We start from the raw sequence: 17,727 nt of genomic DNA on the forward strand, positions 1-17,727 counted from the left end.
GCATGGCCCGCAAAATCGTGCACCAGCTCGTCGATGACCTGGATGGCACCGTCCTCGAGGTCGGCGACGGCGAGACCGTCCTCTTCTCCGTCGACGGCACCGCTTATGAGATCGATCTCACTCACGACAACGCGAACGCGCTCCGCGATGCGCTGGCGCCGTACGTCGAGGCCGCCCGTCGCGTGTCGAACCGCGCGAGCTCGGGCCGCCCCGCGGCGTCCTCGGGCGGAAGCCGCACGCAGAAGCGCTCCGGCCAGCGCGATTACGCCCCGATCCGGGAGTGGGCCGCGAAGAACGGCTACCAGGTGTCGGAGCGCGGGCGCGTCCCCGCGCAGGTGCTCGACGCCTACGACGCCGCGCACTGACCCCCTGACGCTCCTCCCCCGGCGCTAGCCGAGGACGAGCGTCACGGCGATGATGACCATGATGGCGGCGATGCCGCCGTCGAGGATCCGCCACGCACGTTCGGTGCGCAGGAGCGGCGCCAGGTACCGCGCGCCGTAGCCGAAGAGTACGAACCACAGGGTGCTCGCGGCGATCCCGCCGGCGAGGAAGAACCAGCGGGCGTCGCCGTGGGTCGCGGCGACGGACCCGAGCACCACCGTCGTCTCCACGATGGCGTGCGGATTCAGCCAGGTGACGGCGAGGATCGTCAGAAGCGTGGCCGCCCGCGTCGCCGTGCGGGGACGGGCCAGCAGCGTGCCGGGGTGCGCGGCATCCGGCGTCTTCTCGTCCGCGGCCGCCTCCAGGCTCCCGCCGCCGCGCAGAGCCCGACGCGCACTCACGATCGCGAACCCGACGATGAAGATCGCGCCAGCCCACCGCGCCGCGGTCTCGAGCCACGGGTGCGCCGTGACGACGGTGGCGATACCGGCGACACCGATCGTCTGCAGGATCGCGTCGCTGACGACGCAGACCAGGACGACGATGCCGACGTGCTCGCGTCGCAGTCCCTGCCGGAGGACGACCGCGTTCTGCGCCCCGATCGAGACGATGAGTCCGAGGCAGAGGCCGAGGCCGGAGAGGAGCGCGACGAGTTCAGGAGGCACATCAGCGAACGTACGGAAGATGCGACATGCAGTACAGCGAATGATTCTTCACGATATGAAGGGGTGCTTCAGTAAACTCGGCTGCGTGGACATTCCGGTGGAGCACCTGCGGACCCTGGCCGCCGCCGTCGACGCCGGGACGCTAGACCGTGCAGCCGCACAGCTGGGCATCACGCCGAGCGCCGTCAGCCAGCGGATCCGCGTCATCGAGCAGCGCGTCGGACGAGTGGTCCTCCGCAGAACGAAACCCGTGACCGCGACGCCGGCCGGTGAACCGCTCGTCCGCCTGGCCCGTCAGCTCGATCTTCTCGAGCACGAGACCCGCAGTGCACTCGGCGACGATGGCGGGCCTGCGCACGTCCCTCTCGCAGTCAACGCGGATTCCCTCATCACCTGGTTCCTGCCTGCCCTGGCCGCCGTGACCGACATGCAGGACGTGACGTTCGAACTGCACCGCGAGGACCAGGAGCGGACCGCGCAGCTGCTCGCCGCGGGCACGGTGATGGCAGCGGTGACGTCGCAGCGCGAAGCCGTGCCGGGGTGCGTCTCCTCTCCTCTCGGCCGCATGCGGTACACGGCGGTGGCGACTCGGACGTTCGCCGACCGGTGGTTCCCGGACGGGGTGGACCGCGCCGGGCTCGAGGCGGCGCCGCGGGTCGATTTCGACCGGCACGACACCCTGCAGAGCTCCTTCGCGCGTCGGCACGGCGCACGGCGCGAGCCGCCCCGGCACATCATCAGCGCGTCCGCCGAGTTCGCGGAGGCGATCACCCTCGGACTCGGGTGGGGGATGCTCCTTCCGGGCCAGTTCGACTCAGGCGTCGCCGACGGGTCGCTGACGATCCTCACCGCGGACACCGTCGAGGTGCCGCTCTACTGGCAGAGGTGGAACCTCTCCTCCGGCCTGCTCGACACCGTGACGGACGCCGTCCGGCGCATCGCGGCGGCATCCCCCGTCCTCGTGTAGCCGCCCGACAGCACCTCGTCAATCCCCTCTGCCGAGGCCACCGCCCGGGCGATGGTGGTCACCTGGGATCAGTGTCGGCTGGGTGCGAGGGACGAGGTGCGGAACATGTATGTGGATTCAGAGACGCTGCGTGCGCTGCCGACCCGTCGCCCGGCGGATGCCTCGCCTCGGGCCTCCCGCATCCAGTGGGACCTGATCGCCGACGGTCGTTACGAGGTGCGGATCGGTGGCGAGGTCGCGGGTTTCATCGACGTCGTCGGGGCCGTGTACGTCGTCCTCACCGGCCCTCGCTACGATCGCGCCGAAGAGGTCGCTCAGACTCTCGTCTGGTCGACGGCGACCACTGCTCTCGATCAGCTCCGCGCGCGCGGCTGATCACGTCGCCGCCCGGTCGGCGACCTTCCTCGCCCGACGCGCAGCGTCACGGGCTGCGGCACGCGTCTCGGTGAGCTGCTCCGCTTCCGCCCGAGCGGCGTCGAGATCGTTCGAGGTGCGCGCACGTTCGCGCTCCAGCTCGGCGAGACGTTCCTCGAGTTCCGAGATCCGGGCGTGTGCCACCCGGACGCGTTCCTCCGCCCGAGCGAGATCCTTCTCCGCGCTCTCGGCGTGACGACGTGCCTCCGCGGCTGCTCGCTCCGCCTCGCGCGCCGCCCGCCGTTCGGCGAGTTCGTCTCCACGGTCGGGTGCGGCGGAGCCGGCGTCGAACGGACCCGACACCGCGTCCGTCAGGTCGGGCGCGTCCATGCCAGTCGCCTCGATGGGACGCAGCAGCCGCGCGCTCGCGACGGCAGCGGCGGCATCCGGATCCCGCAACGCGGCGTCGAGGGTCTGCTCGACCGACGCACGGACGGACGCGCCGACGTCCGTACCGCGGTCCTCGGCGAGAGCGACGGCACGGTCGACGAGGTCTCGGAGGATGCCGCGCCGCCGGGTCGCGAGCTCGGCGAGCGCGCGCCCGTCCGCGGCATCCACCGCTTCGCGGAAGGAGTCGGCCAGGTCGGCGGCCGGCGCGAGCGCCTGCGGGTCGCCCGCCGCGAGGAGGTTCACCACCCAAGCGGCGAGCACGGGCTTGCGGAGCCGGCCGATGGCGGCGGCGAGCTCCCGATCGCCCGCCTCCTCCGCAGCGGCTTTGCGGAGGGCGACGAAATGACCGGCCGGGGCGACACTGAGCCGCGCGGCGACCTCGATCAGCCGCGTGTCGTGATCCGGAGCGGTCATCTGCTCATCCTCTCTCACGCCCGTCGCCTCGGAGCGGCAGGATTCCTCCGACCTTCGGCATCCGTTCGATCCTGCCCACGGTGCCGGCGCTCGTATCGTCGAAGGATGCTCGAGATGCGACCCGCCTGCGAATCGTGCGACCGAGCCCTGCCCGCGGGCGGCGAGGCTTTCATCTGCTCGTACGAGTGCACGTGGTGCGCGTCATGCGTCGCCGGGTTCGCAGATGCCGCCTGCCCGAACTGCGGCGGCGACCTCCAGCGCCGGCCGACTCGATCGATGCGCGCCTGATCATCTCGCCCAGAACGCAGCGGCCCCGAGCGCGACGGCGCAGACGACGAGGGGGATGACAGCGCCGGCGCGACGCCGTATCGCGCCTACGGCCGCCAGGCCCACCGAAACCGCACTCACGACCAGGAAGCCGATCGTCCTGTCCCACCCCGTCTGCGTCACGACGGTGCCGTCACCCGACTCCGCCGCCCAGGTGCACCGGCGTCCCACGGGCCACGCCGTCGCCTCCGCGGAGAGGAGCGCCACTTCGGATACCGAGACACCCGGCGGGTGGTCGTCTTTCCAGCATCGCCCCTCAGCGCTCTCGCGCGTGTCGAGGAAGAGGCCTGCGACGAGCACGAGTCCGGCCAGCACGGAGAGGACGAGCATCACCCCCGTGGCCGCGCGCACGCGGAACCTACAATCCTCGAGCCACCGCGGCCGCGGCGCGCATCCAGGCGTCCTTCGTCCGGGGCTGGAGCGCGTCGTAGCGGATGCGACCCGCCTTCAGGGAGTCGTCGAAGGGGATGATCTCGACCGCACGGACGTGACCCTCGAAGCCCGCGGCGATCCGCTGCGCGGCGCCGATCCCCGCACGCTCGGACTGCCCGACGACGACGACGGCGCCGTCGGCGAGCCGGCGGGAGTGCTCGTCGCGCTTGCGGAGAGCGTCGAGGAGGAGCGCAGCCGATTCCGCCGACTCGGGCGCGGCGAGCGTCGGAACGACGAGCTGGTGCGCCGAATCGATCATCCGCAGCCAGCGATCGGCCGACTCGTCGTTGCCGGAATCGAAGATCACCATGCGGTAGTACCGGGCCGCGACCTGCGCGAGCAGATCGAAGTCGGCCGTCGTGATGCGCTGGTCCGCGGCGAGCAGTTCGGGGTTGGAGCGGAGCACGTCGTAGCGGTCCACCGACTGGTGATGGACGAACCGGGCGATGTCCGAGACGGATGCCGTCGCCTCGAGCAGCCGCGGCGCTTCGGGCAGCAGGTCGCGGATCGTCGTGTCGTAATCGCCCTGTTCGGTGCGCCAACCGAGCGTGCCGCGGGTGTCGTTGTTGTCCCAGGCGAGGACGTTGCCGCCGCCGTGCCGCGCGAACACCGCGGACAGGACCGCCGTGGTCATCGTCTTGCCGACGCCGCCCTTGCCGTTCGCGACCGCGATCGCGCGGCATCCCGCCCACTGGCGCGACACCGCCTTCTCGCGCTCCGCGCGCTCGATCTCTGCCTTCGACGGCTTCACGGGAAGGCCGATGCGCACGAAGAACGCGCGCCAGCCGGTCACGGTGGCGGGATGATCGCTCGGCGGCTCGATGAACGACGGGCGCGGACCCTGAGCAGCGGATGCCTCGAACGCCGTGTCGGCTGCGGGCGCCGCGTCGGGTGTCGTGACCTCGGGCGTGAACGCCTCGGGCGCAGTGGGCTCGGTCGCGGCGACCTCGACGGGGGCGGGCTGGTCCTCCGCGGCGAAGGACGCCCGAGCGACCTCGACCGGGTCGGTCCCGGTGGTCGGCCCACCGCTCGCCGCATCGTCCGGAGCGGGTGCCGCAGCAGGGATCTCGGTCACGCGGGCGGGTTCCCATCCGGCGGGAGTCGGATCGTCGAGGTCATCGTCATCGCCGTCGTCGCCGGCCGAGGGCGGGAAGAACGCGGGTACCTCTGCGACGAGGACGGGTTCGACGTGCGGCTCCGGGTCCGCCTCGGGCTCCGGGTCCGCCTGCGGCTCCGGGTCCGCCTCGGGCTCGGGGTCCGCCTCGGACCCGGGCTCTGCCTCGAGCTCCGCCTCGGGCTCGGCTTGGTCCGCCGGCTCCGGATCGGTCGTCCACCACGCCTGCTGTCGGAGCTCGGCGCGGGTCACGGTGCGGTCGTCCAGCTCGACGTCGATGTCGCCGGCAGGATCGACGACGAGTCGGTGGTCGCCGCGGTCCCCGCTCGTGAGCAGTTCGATGGGCGTGCCGGTCGCCGCGGCATCCGCTCGGACACGATCGACGACGAGGCGACGCACTGCGTCCGCGTCAGCGGCCTCGAACATCTCCTCCGCACCGTCGGTCGCCGTGAACCGTGCGGTTCCGCCGGTGACGTGCGCAGTCGCGCGTGCCGGGTCGCTGCCAATGCTCATGGGTTCCTTTCGACGGTCCGACCGCGGGGGCGGACCGCTCCCACGCTATCGCGAGCGGCGCTGAAATCCCCGGTCGACGGGCAGGAACACGACCTCAGGACACCTGATCCGGACTCGATCGTCCCAGCGAGGAGACGAGGACGCGGTTGCGTGAGCGGATGAGCCGCTGCAGATAGGGCCGCAGGAGCAGCGGCTCGACGATCCACCCGAGCAATGGCGAGCGCAGGGTGATCGTGTCGGTCATGACCGTCCCGTCGCCCTCGCGCTCGAATCGGTGCTCGTGCCGGAACGACCGGAACGGCCCGCGTACCTGCTCGTCCACGAAGAGGTGGGGTCGTTCGAGCGCCATGATCCGGGACGTCATGGTCCAGACGATCCCGAAGTGGCGCGCCCGCCAGGTGACGCTCTCACCCAGGCCGATCGTGCCGCTCGTGACACCCCCGACCGCACGCTCGCCGGACCGCGCCATCGACTCCAGGTGCGTGTCGATCGACAGCGACAGCTCGAACAGCTCCTCGGGCGTGCAGGACGCCCGAGTGACCTCGGTGAAGGTGGCGGTCATGCTGCCCAGGCTAGCCACGCCGATCTCCGACCGCCCGGCGATCGCGTCCAATAGCATGGGCGCGCGCGTTGAGTGGCTCGACGAGATCCGCGAACCAGACCGACGCGAATGAAACGGGGGATCTCAGGAATGAACAAGCCATTCAGCGCGACAGTGGCAGCGGTGGGAATCGTGTGCGTGTCGCTCTCCGGGGCCATTGCAGTTCCCGCCGCTGCGGCGACCCCTGCCGCTTCCGTCCGTAGCGGACTGACCTCATCCGGCTATCAGGCCGAGATAAATGCGCTGCGAGAAGCGATCGGAAAAATCAGAGGCGGGAATGCTGCGATTCACGCCGCGGGGACGACGACCGCTAAGAAGAAGCGCGCGGATGAGCTCATCCGCACGCTGGGGAATGCGGGCAGTAGATGGCAGTCCGTCCAGTCACCTGCCTACACCGCCCAGCGCTATCTGCAAGAAGCCAAGAAGAATTCAGGGTGGGCGAGCGCGTCGAAGAAGACCCTCGATGTCGTCAAGAAACTGAACGCTTTGCTCGCTCTGTACGAGCGGGCGCAACAGGACCTGCTGGAGGCCGACAAGCGTGGCGGCGGGCTGTTCGGATAGATCTCCCCGCGATTACCCCGCACCCCCGGATCGTGTCAGAGTACCGGGGTGGCGATATCGGTGCTGGTGGTTGACGACGACGACGACATCGCCATGCTCCTCGTCTCCAGCCTCGAGCGTGCCGGCATCTCCGTCGTTCGGGCGGGCAACGGACGCGAGGGGGTCGAACGGGTGCGCGAGCACCGTCCGCGGGTCGTCCTGATGGACTGGATGATGCCCGGGACAGACGGCATCCAGGCTTCTCAGGAAATCCGTCGGAGCGTCGATATCCGGCAGCCGCACATCATCATGCTGACCGCGCGCGTCCACAGCAGCGACCGCGAGGTGGCACTCCGCGCCGGCGTGAACGAGGTCGTCGCGAAGCCGTTCCGCCCGCGCGAGATCGTCGGACACGTCAAAGAGCTCCTCGAGCTCGCGGGCTGAGGGCGGCTACGCCGTTAGCGGACATCCACCCGCGGGGGGACGCGGATGTCGGCAGGTAGTGGCACTCTGAGATCCATGCTCGGAACCCTTCTGGTCCGGTACCTCCGGACCTACCGCTGGCTGCTGATCGGCGTGCTGATCTTCCAGTTCGCCTCCGCCATGGCGGCGCTGTACCTCCCTCGGCTGAACGCCGACATCATCGACAAGGGCGTCACCCAGGGCGACGTCGGCTACATCTGGTCGCACGGCGTGCTCATGCTCGCCATCGCACTCGGCCAGATCGTCGCCTCGATCGTGGCCACTTTCTTCGCGGCCCGCGCCGCGATGGCCGTCGGCCGCGACATCCGGCGAGACGTCTTCGAACGGGTCAGTGGATTCTCCGAACGCGAAGTGACGCAGTTCGGTGCCGGATCGCTCATCACGCGCAACACGAACGACGTGCAGCAGGTGCAGATGCTGGCGATGATGGGCGCGACGATGCTCGTCACCGCTCCCCTGCTCGCCATCGGCGGGATCATCATGGCCCTGCAGCAGGACGTCGGCCTCAGCTGGCTGATCGGCGTATCCGTGCCGGCGCTGCTGGTGATCGGCATCCTCATCATCAGCCGCATGGTGCCGTTGTTCCGCAGCTACCAGACCAAGCTCGACGCCGTGAACCGGATCCTGCGCGAGCAGCTCACCGGTGTGCGCGTCGTCCGCGCCTTCGTGCGCGAGCCGATCGAGGAGGAGCGCTTCCGAGGCGCGAACACCGACATCCTCGTCGTCGGCCGCAAGGTCGGGTCGCTGTTCGTCCTGATGTTCCCCCTCGCGATGCTCGTGCTCAACGTCACGGTGGTCGGCGTCATCTGGTTCGGCGGCATCGAGGTCAACGAGGGGTCCGTGCAGATCGGGACTCTGTTCGCCTTCATGCAGTACATCGGCCAGATCCTCATGGGCGTCCTGATGGCCACCTTCATGACGATCATGATCCCGCGCGCCGCGGTCTCGGCAGACCGCATCGGCGAGGTTCTCGCCGTCGACGGCGGACTCGCCCGTCCCGCGCAGCCCGTGCGGGACTTCCCCCGGCCCGGTGCCGTCGAGTTCGAGGATGTGTCCTTCACCTACCCCGGCGCCGACTCGCCCGTGCTCGAAGGCCTGACTTTCGCCGCCGCCCCCGGCGAGACGGTCGCCGTGGTCGGCTCGACCGGCGCGGGGAAGACGACGCTCGTCTCGCTCATCCCCCGCCTGTTCGACGTCACCGGCGGCTCGGTGCGGGTCGCCGGCGTCGACGTGCGCGAGGCCGACCTCGACGAGCTCTGGAAAGGCATCGGCCTGGTCCCTCAGCGGGCCTTCCTGTTCACCGGAACCGTTGCGTCCAATCTGCGCTTCGGGCGTGAGGATGCCACCGACGATGAGATCTGGCACGCCTTGGAGATCGCGCAGGGCCGCGACTTCGTGGAGGAGATGGAGGGCGGTCTCGACGCCCGCATCGCGCAGGGGGGTACGAACGTCTCGGGCGGTCAGCGGCAGCGGCTGTCGATCGCCCGCGCCATCGTGCACCGCCCCGACATCCTTGTGTTCGACGACTCGTTCTCGGCCCTCGACCTCTCGACCGACGCGCGACTACGACAGGCACTGTGGCGTGAATTGCCGGAGGTGACGAAGATCGTCGTCGCCCAGCGCGTGTCGACGATCATGGACGCCGACCGGATCGTCGTCCTCGACGCCGGCCGCATGGTCGGCGTGGGCACGCACAGCGAACTCCTCGCGACCAACGAGACGTACCGCGAGATCGTCGAATCGCAGCTGGGAGTGGACGCATGAGCTCGCCCGACACGCAGATGACCGAAGACGAGAAGCTCGAGGCCGAGCTCGCCGAGCAGGCGCGCCTGAACAGCGGATCGTGGGATTCGGTCGCGCCCGGCAAAGCGTCGCAGTTCGGTCCGAGCTTCGTCCGCATGATCGGGCTGCTGGCTCCGTTCAAGTGGATGTTCGGTCTCGTCACCGTCGCCGGAGCCATCGGCGTGGTGCTCGCGGTCATCGCTCCGAAGGTGCTCGGAGAGGCGACGAACATCGTCTTCGAGGGCTTCCTGTCGAAGACCCTCGGCGACAACCCGGCCTTCGCGGGACTGACCCAGAGCGAGACGGTCGACGCGCTCCGCAGCCAGGGCCAGGACGACTTCGCGAACATCGTCGCCGCGATGCAGAGCTACACGCCCGGATCGGGCGTCGACTTCGACGCCCTCAAGGTGATCATCACGTGGGTGCTCGTCATCTACGTGGTCTCAGCAATCCTGACGTGGGCGCAGGGCTACGTCATCAACGTCATCATGGTGCGCACCATGTGGCGTCTGCGCGAGGACGTCGAAGCGAAGCTCAACCGTCTGCCGCTGTCGCACTTCGACCGCGTCCAGCGCGGTGAACTCATCTCGCGCGTCACGAACGACATCGACAACATCACGCAGACGATGCAGCAGTCCCTGTCGGGAGCACTGACGGCCGTGCTCACGGTCGTGGGCGTGCTCGTCATGATGTTCTCCATCTCGTGGCAGCTCGCGATCGTGGCGCTCATCGCCCTTCCCCTCATGGCGATCATCTTCGGCGTCATCGGCCCGAAGTCGCAGAAGGCCTTCGGCGTGCAGTGGCGCAAGGTCGGCCGGCTGAACGCCCGCGTCGAGGAGTCCTTCTCGGGTCACTCGCTCGTCCGCGTGTTCGGCCGCGAGGCAGACGCGCGCGCGAAGTTCCAGGAGGAGAACGAGGAGCTCTATCAGGCCGCGTTCAAGGCGCAGTTCCTCTCGGGCATGATCATGCCGTCCATGACGTTCGTCGGCAGCCTCACCTATGTCGGCATCGCCGTACTCGGCGGACTGCAGGTCGCCAGCGGCCAGCTTCGCCTGGGCGACGTGCAGGCGTTCATCCAGTACTCGCAGCAGTTCACGCAGCCGTTGTCGGAGCTCGGCGGCATGGCCGCGGTCGTCCAGTCGGGCACCGCGTCTGCCGAGCGCGTGTTCGAACTCCTCGACGCCGACGAGCAGGAACCGGATGCCGCCGACGCCCCCGCGCGTGGTGACGGCCGCGGTGTCATCGAGTTCGAGCATGTGAAGTTCGCGTACGCGCCCGAGCACCCACTCATCACGGACCTGTCGTTCCGGGTCGAGCCGGGGCAGACCGTGGCGATCGTCGGTCCCACGGGCGCCGGCAAGACGACGCTCGTGAACCTGCTCATGCGGTTCTACGAGCTCGACGGTGGTCGCATCCTGCTCGACGGGCAGGACATCGCGCAGCTCTCGCGCGATGACGTGCGCTCGCGCACCGGCATGGTGCTGCAGGACCCGTGGCTGTTCGCCGGGACGATCCGCGAGAACATCCGTTACGGCCGCGAATCGGCGACCGACGACGAGATCGTGGATGCCGCGGTCGCGACCCGCGTGGACCGGTTCGTCCGCTCTCTGCCCGATGGCTACGACACGATGCTCGACGAGGACGCCTCCAACGTGTCCGCCGGAGAGAAGCAGCTCATCACGATCGCTCGCGCCTTCGTCGCACAGCCGGCGGTGCTGATCCTCGACGAGGCGACATCCTCCGTCGACACCCGCACCGAGCTGCTGCTGCAGCACGCGATGGCAGCGCTGCGTGAGGGACGGACCTCGTTCGTCATCGCGCACCGGTTGTCGACGATCCGCGATGCGGACCTCATCCTCGTGATGGAGCACGGCGACATCGTCGAGAAGGGCACGCACGAGGAGCTGATCTCGCAGCAGGGCGCCTACTACCGCCTCTACCGCTCGCAGTTCGAGCAGGCGCACGACGACCTGGTCGAGGCGGCACCGGCCGAGGAGGGCGCTCCGTCGGACGGGTGACAGGCGGCAGGAATAGGACCGCTGCTCGGAGCGGTTACGTCTCGGTATGAGCCTGTACGAATCCGCCGTCTTCGGCGCCCTCGATCTGTCCAACCGTGTCGTCATGGCACCGCTCACCCGCACGCGGGCTGCGGAGGACGGCGTTCCGAACGACGTGATGGTGGAGTACTACCGCCAGCGTGCGGGCCTGGGCCTCATCATCACCGAGGGAACCTGGCCGGTCGCCGCCGGGAAGTCGTACCCGGGACAGCCCGGAATCGAGACCGATGAGCAGATCGCCGGATGGCGCAAGGTCGCCGACGCGGTGCACGCGGAGGGCGGCACGATCGTCATGCAGCTCATGCACGGCGGCCGGGTCTCGCATCCGGAGATCTCCGGTGTCGAGCTCGTCGTCGGCCCGAGTGCGATCGCCTCGCCGGGGCAGGGTCGCACCGTCACGGGTGAGAAGGTGGACCTCCCCGTCCCGCACGCCCTCACGACCGCCGAGGTCGGTGACGTCGTCGAGGAGTTCGTTCAGGCGGCGCGCAATGCGATCGCGGCAGGCATGGACGGGGTGGAGGTCCACGGCGCGAACAGCTACCTGGTGCACCAGTTCCTCTCCCCCGAGTCCAACGTCCGGGGCGACGTCTACGGCGGCTCGCCCGAGAACCGCGCGCGGTTCGGCGTCGAGGTGACCCGTGCGGTCGCCGAGGCGGTCGGGGCGGAGCGCACCGGCATCCGTCTCTCGCCGCAGCATCAGATCCCGGGGGTCCTCGAGAGCGACGACGCCGACGCGCGCGCGACCTACACGGCTCTTTCGGAGGGCCTCGCCCCGCTCGGCCTGGCGTTCGTCGACATCCTGCACGCCGAGCCGAAGAGCGACCTCGTTCAGCACATCCGCCACGCGGCGGGTGCGCCGACGATCCTCAACTCGGGTTTCGGCGTCGTCACGTCCCGCGAAGAGGCCGAGGAGCTCGTGCTCGAAGGCTGGGCGGATGCCGTCGCGGTGGGCCGTCCCGTCATCGCCAACCCGGATCTGCCGACCCGCTGGGAGCAGCGCGCCGAGCTCAACGAGCCGCGCCCGGAGCTCTTCTACGCCGGCGGAGCAGAGGGCTACACGGACTACCCGTCGCTCGCCGAGGTGCGCGCGGAGCGCTGAGCCCGCCGCCCGCCCCGATCAGTCGCCGGCGACGAAGTCGAACTCCTGGAAGTCGCGGACCTCGTGGCTCCAGCGGCTCTCGACGAAGGCGACGTGGTCGGGGTGGGCGTTGTACGCGTCGTACGCGTCCTGGTCGTCGAACAGCATCGTGAACTGCCAACGGAGATCGCTCTTCGGGCTGATCTGACGGTTGATCCGGAACTGCTGGACGCCGGGGATGGCCGTGAGGGACCGTTGCGCGTCCGTCAGGAAGGTCTTCTCTTCGGAGGACTCCTCCGCGTGGTGCAGGGCGAAGACGACGGTGTGCTGGATGGTCATGGTGACCAAGGCTAACCCCGGGCTGCCCTGGTCGCTCAGCCGGCGGCGATCTGGCGACGGACCTCGTCGATCGTCTCGAGGACCGACACGACCTCGTCGTGCGGGTGCAGCGGCGACTCGAGGAGCCCGGCTGCCACGAACGACGCGAACGCTGTCGCCTGGTAGCTGAGGCCGTCGTGCACCTGCGGCAGGGCGTCGTCGCGCCACTCCTCGGCGGTGCCGTCGGGCAGGGTGAGGCGGATGCCGCTCGGCCCGAAGAACGGGCTCAGCACGTCGATGCGTCCTTGCGAACCGAAGATCGTCGCCTCGATCGGCGTGACGGCCCGGAAGCCGGCGGTGAGCGCGGCCTGGGCCCCGGCATCCGTCCGCAGGGCGATCGTGGCGCTGTCGTCGACGCCGGTGGGCGCCAGCGTGCCCACCGCGCGGACGACGCTCGGGGCGCCGATGATCGACGCCGCGAACGAGACGGGGTACACGCCGAGGTCGAGCATCGCGCCGCCGCCGAGCGCCGGATCGAACATGCGGCTCGTGGCGTCGAACTCGACGAGCGAGCCGAAGTCGGCGCGCACGAGGGCGACCTCGCCGATCGTCCCGGCATCGAGCAGCTGGGCGACGACGTCGGCCTGCGGGAGGTAGCGGGTCCACATCGCCTCCATGACGAGCACGCCCGCGGCGCGACCCGCGTCGAGGATCTCGCGCGCGTCGACCGCTGACATCGCGATGGGCTTCTCGACGAGCACGTGCTTGCCCGCGGCGATCGCGGCGAGCGCGAGCTCGCGGTGGAGCGGATGCGGCGTCGCGACGTAGACGACGTCGACCTCGGCGTCGGCGAGGAGGCCGTCGACGGACGCATGCACGCGCGCGATGCCGTGCCGCTCCGCGAAGGCCCGGGTCTTCGCCGCGTCGCGCGCCGTCACGGCGACGGCACGCTGCACTGTGTGCGCGTGGATCGCGTGCACGAACTGGTCGGCGATGCCGGTGCCGATCACGCCCCAGCGAAGGGCGGGGACAGCGGCAGGGTCGATCAGGCGCGGCGCGGGGATGAGAGGCATCCCGCCATCTTGGCGCATGGTCCGCCCGGCGCACCCTAGGCTCGCGATGTGCACGACTGGACCCTCGACGATGACGTCCCCTACCTCGAGCGCCCGTACCAGTACGACGGGCAGGACCGGGTCTCGATCAGAATGTGGTCGAGCGCCGACAGCCGCACCGAGCAGCTCGCGGTGCTCGAGGAGTGGATCGCGTTCCTCCGCACGCGGCGACCCATCGTGCAGCTGGAACTCGCGGGGTGGTCGAACGATCGCATGGTCGAAGCCTTATCGGCCCAGACGAACGTGCTCGATCTCCGCGTCCAGCGGGGGCGCTACACGGACCTGTCGGCGATCGGTTCGCTGCGGCAACTCGAGAAGCTCCACATCGGGTGGGCGACCTCGCTCACCGACCTTCGGCCGCTGATGTCGCTCGGTCGGCTGCATTCCCTGCGCATCGAGGGGGCCGCGCGTCTTCGGGACTATTCTCCGATCGGCACGCTGACAGCGTTGCGGGATCTTCAGGTCGGCGTGGCAACGGAGGGCAGGACGAGCGTCGACTCGCTGGAGTTCGTTCGCCATCTGCGCGGTCTGCAAGCCTTCTCGTGGACCCCGGGAGTGGTAGGGAACGACTACTCGCCCATCCTCTCTATGGGCGATGTGGACGAGATCGAACTGCGCGAGCACCGCGGGATGCGTCCGTCGATGACCGATCTGGAGAACGCGCTCCCTGGGCTCGCTCGCACGCGCGCTGCTGCTGAAGATGAGGAGGAGTACGACGCGGGCAGAGGGAGTCTGTCCGCGTTCTGGGAGGTCGACTTCGAAGAGATCGACAACACCAACGACTCGCTTCGCGGGCCCATCTCGGGCAGCGTACTCCGGACATTCACGCGGACGGCGCGCACGCGATCGGAGCATTTCTGGATACGGGTGACCTCGCCCGACCTCGATACGAAGGCCCCACCGCTGACCGACCGTCTCATCGATCAATGCGCCTTCGCGGGAGACGCAGCGGGGCCCCTCCTCCTGTGGGACACGCCGCTCCCCCGCGCGGCACGGGCTGACGTAGAGTCGTGGTTCGCCGGCAACGTCGATCGGTGGAGTCCGACGCCTCGCCCGATGTCACGGGATGCCACGATGCTGGAACCGCTGCCAGATGTAGAGTTCTGGCCTCATCTGGAACTCTTCAGGGGCCGCTTCGACGGCGTGATGATCTATCACCGCTTCGACCGCGAACTGGCTGCGCGCGGTGAGGATTTCGTCCTCCGGTGGACACAGACCCTCGGGCTTCTGTCGATGAGGGCGCTCCCCGCGGCACGGGCAATCATCGCCTCGGACCGGACGCTCAACGGAGAGGAGCTCGCCGTGGTGGGGTCATTGATCGGACGAGGACGCGACAGCTACGAAGCTTGGCTCGCGGACCCGCCGTCGTGGACGCGACCAGCCGATCTGAACATGGCCGCGTTCGTCGTCCACCTGGGCCAGGACGTCCTGCGGCGGAAGAATGAACCGGTCGGGATCATCACAGCGTTCTCCCCGGAGATCGAGCGAGCGCGTGACGCCGACCGGATGTCGCAGCTTTTCGACGAGAGTGATCAGCAGTACACGAACCCGACCGTGGCACGCGCCGTGGTGAAAGTCGACGGCGTCCACCGAGAGCGGCTCGTCGCGTTCGACATCGCCGGGATCGACGAGGATCTCTGGGAGGCCGCCGCCGAGGCCGCGGTTCTCTCCTTCGGCGGTTCCGTGGTCGCCGGGCCGGAGCTGTCGACGACCTGGGCCGACTGGGACTGCGGCTTCGGACGTGTCTTCACGGTTCGCCGGCGATCGTCGACACCTGACGACGACTACATCGCCCGCTACGCGGGCATCTAAACCGCTCAGCGCGTCGTCAGCAGACCCGCCCCGTCGAGCGCCTGACCCAGCGCGGGTGCGATGTGCTCCGCGTATTCGACGGTCAGGTGGGTCTGGTCGTACTTCGTCGGGATCGTGCCGGCGAAGGGCGGGCAGACACCGTCGACGCACGTGAACGGCAGCGATGACATCGCGTGGTCGCCGGCCGTCTTCGCCGCGTGCTCGGACGCGGCCTCCATCTCGCGCCACGTGGTGTCGACGGTGCTGTCGCACGCCTGCGGGGACGACGACGGCGTGTAGCAGGCGGCGAGGCTGACGCCCTGCGGCGGCGGGGCGAGGTACAGCATCCGCTCTCCCACGTCGTACGAGTCCGCCTCGCGTCGCTGCGCCGCGATGAGGTTCTCGGCCGAGAGGTCGGTGCCGTCGACCGACCGCCCGAGGGTGTACGCGTTGGACATCACGACCAGGTCCGGCTTGTCGGCGAGGATGGCCGCACGCACCGCGGCCTTGCGCGCCTGACATCCCGCCATCACCCGGGGATCGTCGTTCTGCACGAGGACGTCGGTGAAGCGGCATCCGTACATGCCCATGGCCGAGACGCGGATGCCGCCGGCGCTGTCGTCGGCGATGCGGCGGAACGCGGGCGCGTACGCCATCGCGGTCGAGTCGCCGACGAGCCAGATGTGCACGGGAGCGTCACCGCTCCCCCACCCGCAGGCGGTCGTCGCCTCCGGCGAGAAGCAATCGTGGGCGGGGTTCGCTGCCGACGACGCGACCATCACCCGGTCGAGCGACGGGCTCAGGGACGGCCACGCGTCAGCGGCGGCAGCCGACGCGAGCTCGGCCTGCAGGTCGGCGGTCGGGTCGCCCGAGACGGTCGGCGCCGAGGCTGCCGGGGCGAGCTCGGGGAGGCCGAACCGCGGACCGTGACCGGATGTCGTCACGCCGAGGGTGCCCGCGAGGGCCACGACGATGAGCGCCGCAGTCGCGAGGAAGACCTGCGGGGCGAAGCGCTCGCGCCACACGGCCATGACGTCCCCGCGCGGCTCGGAGACGGGGTCGACCGCGGCCACAGGGACGACCGGCGCGGCGACCACCGCGGCAGGCTCGATACGCGGAGCCGCTGGGCGCGACGATCCCGGGAAATACCGCGTCCCCGGCGTCCACCCCTCAGGACGGGTCGTCGCAACCGCGACGACCGGCGCGGGAGCCGGCTCCGGGTCGGCGTCCGGTGCGGAAGCGGGCGCGTCGGCGCGCGGCATCCCACCGAGGAACGGCGCGTAGCGCAGCGGCTGCTCGATGATCAGGTAGGACGCGAGCCCGAGGACGACGCTCGCGCCGAGGACGATCCAGACATGCCACTCGGATGCCGGGAGCAGAACGGCCGCGAAGACCACGACCGGGAAGTGCCAGAGGTAGAGCGAGTACGACGCGTCACCGACGAAGACGGTGACCGGGTTCGTGAGCGGGAAGAGGTGACGATGCCGGGGGTCTCCCCCGACACCTCCCGCGATCGCGAGCGCCGCGGCGGCGACGGGCGCCGCAGCCCACGGGGCGGGAAAGCCTCCGCTGGTCGGATCGATGAGCAGCAGCGAGGCGGCGATCCCTGCGACGCCGGTCCACTGCAGCATCCCGCCGAGCGCGCGAGGGATGCGGCGCAGCAGGGGAACGAGCACGGCGACGAGCGCGCCGAGGCCGAGCTCCCACGCGCGGGTCAGGGTGGAGAAGTACGCGACGGTCGCCTGCGCATCGGACTGGACGAGAGCCCAGACGAACGACCCCGCCACGACCGTCGCGGCGAGGACGCCCGCGATGATCCTGACCCGCGTGCGACCGGTGAGGGCGACGACGATGAGGAGGAGCAGCGGCCACACGAGGTAGAACTGCTCCTCGACCGACAGCGACCAGAAGTGCTGCAGCGGCGAGACGGCGCCGGTGTCGGCGAAGTAGTCGGTGCCCTGCGCGGCGAAGTTCCAGTTCGAGGCGAAGACGGCCGCCCAGGCGGCATCCCACAGCGTCTGCTCGCCGCGGGTGCGGTTGAACAGGAACCAGCCGGCGACGGTCACGGCGATCAGCACGGTCAGCGCCGCGGGCAGCAGGCGGCGCGCTCGGCGCGCGTAGAACGAGCCGAGCGCGAGTCGGCCGGTGTCACGCGCTTCGCGCAGCAGCATCCCGGTGATGAGGAATCCCGAGATGACGAAGAACACGTCGACCCCCATGACCCCGCCCGCCGGCCATCCGGCGGCGTGTGCGCCGATGACCGCGAGGACGGCAAGGGCGCGAAGGCCTTGGATGTCGCGGCGCGGTGGAGCGGGGGTGTGGATCGGAGAGTGCATGGGGAATGC

Annotated in this window: 18 protein-coding genes; 10 read left to right on the plus strand and 8 right to left on the minus strand. The window is 69.7% G+C overall.

The window, feature by feature from the left end; all coding sequences use genetic code 11:
* Positions 1–2: 2 nt before the first annotated feature.
* Complete coding sequence (locus tag BLP38_RS07090) at positions 3–365, plus strand: histone-like nucleoid-structuring protein Lsr2 (RefSeq protein WP_091355094.1); 363 nt, start codon at positions 3–5, stop codon at positions 363–365.
* A 24-nt stretch (positions 366–389) separates the two neighbouring features.
* Here the strand turns inward: BLP38_RS07090 and BLP38_RS07095 are convergent, their stop codons facing one another.
* Entirely contained in the window at positions 390–1,049 is a 660-nt protein-coding gene (locus BLP38_RS07095; RefSeq protein ID WP_172824672.1) for a LysE/ArgO family amino acid transporter, read from the minus strand.
* Between the two features lie 85 nt (positions 1,050–1,134).
* Between BLP38_RS07095 and BLP38_RS07100 the strand changes: the two genes are divergently transcribed.
* Positions 1,135–2,016, plus strand: coding sequence for a LysR family transcriptional regulator ArgP (locus BLP38_RS07100; protein ID WP_331710088.1), 882 nt, complete (start codon positions 1,135–1,137; stop codon positions 2,014–2,016).
* Between the two features lie 105 nt (positions 2,017–2,121).
* On the plus strand, positions 2,122–2,391 hold the full coding sequence (locus tag BLP38_RS07105) for a hypothetical protein (protein ID WP_091355107.1): 270 nt from the start codon (positions 2,122–2,124) through the stop codon (positions 2,389–2,391).
* Here BLP38_RS07105 and BLP38_RS07110 read toward each other — a convergent pair whose 3' ends face one another.
* The gene (locus tag BLP38_RS07110; protein WP_091355109.1) at positions 2,392–3,234 is read right to left on the minus strand and encodes a hypothetical protein; all 843 of its coding nucleotides are present in this window, start codon (positions 3,232–3,234) and stop codon (positions 2,392–2,394) included.
* 114 nt (positions 3,235–3,348) lie between these two features.
* Here BLP38_RS07110 and BLP38_RS07115 point away from each other — a divergent pair, with 114 nt between their 5' ends.
* Positions 3,349–3,522 carry a DUF1272 domain-containing protein gene (locus tag BLP38_RS07115; RefSeq protein ID WP_231916600.1) on the plus strand — a complete coding sequence of 58 codons (174 nt, stop codon included), beginning with the start codon at positions 3,349–3,351 and terminating at the stop codon, positions 3,520–3,522.
* Here BLP38_RS07115 and BLP38_RS07120 read toward each other — a convergent pair whose 3' ends face one another.
* The 3 genes from BLP38_RS07120 to BLP38_RS07130 form a co-directional block, all read right to left on the minus strand.
* A complete protein-coding gene (locus BLP38_RS07120; protein ID WP_157681070.1) occupies positions 3,523–3,912 on the minus strand; it encodes a hypothetical protein in 390 nt (129 codons plus the stop codon).
* A gap of 7 nt (positions 3,913–3,919) precedes the next feature.
* Complete coding sequence (locus BLP38_RS07125) at positions 3,920–5,620, minus strand: AAA family ATPase (protein ID WP_091355119.1); 1,701 nt, start codon at positions 5,618–5,620, stop codon at positions 3,920–3,922.
* A gap of 94 nt (positions 5,621–5,714) precedes the next feature.
* Positions 5,715–6,182, minus strand: a complete 468-nt coding sequence (locus BLP38_RS07130) for an SRPBCC family protein (protein WP_091359644.1) — start codon at positions 6,180–6,182, stop codon at positions 5,715–5,717.
* A gap of 129 nt (positions 6,183–6,311) precedes the next feature.
* Here BLP38_RS07130 and BLP38_RS14215 point away from each other — a divergent pair, with 129 nt between their 5' ends.
* The 5 genes from BLP38_RS14215 (at position 6,312) to BLP38_RS07150 (ending at position 12,182) form a co-directional block, all read left to right on the plus strand.
* Positions 6,312–6,782, plus strand: coding sequence for a hypothetical protein (locus BLP38_RS14215; RefSeq protein WP_157681071.1), 471 nt, complete (start codon positions 6,312–6,314; stop codon positions 6,780–6,782).
* Positions 6,783–6,830: 48 nt separating this feature from the next.
* Positions 6,831–7,205, plus strand: a complete 375-nt coding sequence (locus tag BLP38_RS07135; RefSeq protein WP_231916585.1) for a response regulator — start codon at positions 6,831–6,833, stop codon at positions 7,203–7,205.
* Positions 7,206–7,280: 75 nt separating this feature from the next.
* Positions 7,281–9,008 (plus strand): ABC transporter ATP-binding protein, encoded by a 1,728-nt coding sequence (locus BLP38_RS07140; RefSeq protein WP_091355127.1) that lies wholly within the window; start codon positions 7,281–7,283, stop codon positions 9,006–9,008.
* Positions 9,005–11,044 carry an ABC transporter ATP-binding protein gene (locus tag BLP38_RS07145; RefSeq protein ID WP_091355132.1) on the plus strand — a complete coding sequence of 680 codons (2,040 nt, stop codon included), beginning with the start codon at positions 9,005–9,007 and terminating at the stop codon, positions 11,042–11,044. Before BLP38_RS07140 ends, BLP38_RS07145 begins: the two co-directional genes overlap by 4 nt.
* 46 nt (positions 11,045–11,090) lie before the next feature.
* Entirely contained in the window at positions 11,091–12,182 is a 1,092-nt protein-coding gene (locus BLP38_RS07150) for an alkene reductase (protein ID WP_091355138.1), read from the plus strand.
* 18 nt (positions 12,183–12,200) lie between these two features.
* Here the strand turns inward: BLP38_RS07150 and BLP38_RS07155 are convergent, their stop codons facing one another.
* Positions 12,201–12,500, minus strand: a complete 300-nt coding sequence (locus BLP38_RS07155; protein WP_091355142.1) for a Dabb family protein — start codon at positions 12,498–12,500, stop codon at positions 12,201–12,203.
* A 35-nt stretch (positions 12,501–12,535) separates the two neighbouring features.
* Positions 12,536–13,552 (minus strand): Gfo/Idh/MocA family protein, encoded by a 1,017-nt coding sequence (locus BLP38_RS07160; RefSeq protein ID WP_091355145.1) that lies wholly within the window; start codon positions 13,550–13,552, stop codon positions 12,536–12,538.
* Between the two features lie 48 nt (positions 13,553–13,600).
* On the opposite strand from BLP38_RS07160, the gene BLP38_RS07165 reads away from it, so the two are divergent.
* Entirely contained in the window at positions 13,601–15,403 is a 1,803-nt protein-coding gene (locus BLP38_RS07165) for a hypothetical protein (RefSeq protein ID WP_091355148.1), read from the plus strand.
* A 5-nt stretch (positions 15,404–15,408) separates the two neighbouring features.
* On the opposite strand, the gene BLP38_RS07170 is transcribed toward BLP38_RS07165, so the two are convergent.
* Complete coding sequence (locus BLP38_RS07170; protein WP_091355151.1) at positions 15,409–17,718, minus strand: acyltransferase family protein; 2,310 nt, start codon at positions 17,716–17,718, stop codon at positions 15,409–15,411.
* Positions 17,719–17,727: the final 9 nt, after the last annotated feature.

The organism is Microbacterium sp. LKL04 (assembly GCF_900102005.1).
GTDB lineage: Bacteria > Actinomycetota > Actinomycetes > Actinomycetales > Microbacteriaceae > Microbacterium.